Source organism: Mesorhizobium sp. M7A.F.Ca.CA.002.05.1.1 (assembly GCF_003998335.1).
Taxonomy (GTDB): Bacteria; Pseudomonadota; Alphaproteobacteria; order Rhizobiales; family Rhizobiaceae; genus Mesorhizobium.
The window spans coordinates 1-929 of record NZ_RZQI01001408.1; the positions used below are offsets into that span (position 1 = coordinate 1).

Annotated in this window: 2 protein-coding genes; one reads left to right on the top strand and one right to left on the bottom strand. The window is 61.9% G+C overall.

The features are described 5' to 3' along the window. The first annotated feature begins 142 nt into the window (after window positions 1–142). Window positions 143–538: a VanZ family protein gene (locus tag EN939_RS35945; protein ID WP_245465083.1), complete on the top strand. Its 396-nt coding sequence runs from the start codon at window positions 143–145 to the stop codon at window positions 536–538. A gap of 100 nt (window positions 539–638) precedes the next feature. On the opposite strand, the gene EN939_RS35950 is transcribed toward EN939_RS35945, so the two are convergent. Next, window positions 639–929 (bottom strand): pantoate--beta-alanine ligase (locus EN939_RS35950; protein ID WP_206528449.1); only part of this gene is annotated, 291 nt, incomplete at its 5' end.

Sequence of the window (929 nt, forward strand, 5' to 3'; positions counted from 1 at the left end):
GCGCCATTGCTTTCTACCGGTCGAAGGGGTTTTTGCCTGTCAGTGCCGCGGAGGAGTCCCGCGATACCTCAAGACCGACGACGCTGAGTTTCGAGAAGTCGCTCGGATAGATTGCCACCGGGATGAATAGAGCGACCTGGCCATGCGTCATCGCGGCGTTTGCTGTGCCGGCTCACGACGGATATGCAAGGGCATGACCAAACTGTCCCGCATTACAGCGCTGGCGCTGCTCGCCATCATCATTTTCGCGACCTTGTCGCCGATCCAGATGCGGCCGCACCTCGCTGAAGCGAATGTCGAGCGTGCCTTGGCTTATGTCCTGTTGGGCTTCGCCCTGGCGATCGGCTTCCCCAACCGACTGTACCAGGTCGTGATCTTCGTGGCTGTGACCGCCGGCATGCTGGAACTGCTTCAGCTCATTGATCCCGGTCGCCATGCACGCCTCATCGATGCATTGGTGAAAGCCCTTGCCGGGGTGGTTGGGATCGTGGCGGGACACCTGATCGTCAGGGCCGGCGGACAAAAGAGCGAGAGCTAGGCGCGGCAGCAATCCGCCGCGATACGTCGACCCCAAAGAGTACGGGACCATCGACTGTGGTCGGCCCGTGTCTGTCTGGCCGAAGGATCGAGCCTTCGCGCTAGACAGCGGGAACCTCCACATTGTCGATCAGTCTGGTCTTGCCGAGCCATGCTGCCGCGAGAAGACGCCCTTCGCGGTTTCGGCGCCATGGCGCAAGCGTCAGGCTTTGGCGTACCTCGACATAGTCGACCTTTTGAAAGCCGGCGGCAATGAGGGCGCGGCTGGCCTCTTCGGTTGCGTCGCTCTGGCCGGCGCCTGCCGCCAGGGCCGCAGCCGTATTGCGCAATATGACGTTGAGTTGGCGGGCGATCTTCAGTTCGGCCTCATCGAGATAGGCGTTGCGTGACGA

Excerpts from the sequence above, each read along its gene's own strand:
- EN939_RS35945 (WP_245465083.1), top strand. The coding sequence starts at position 143 with ATGCGTCATCGCGGCGTTTGCTGTGCCGGCTCACGACGGATATGCAAG.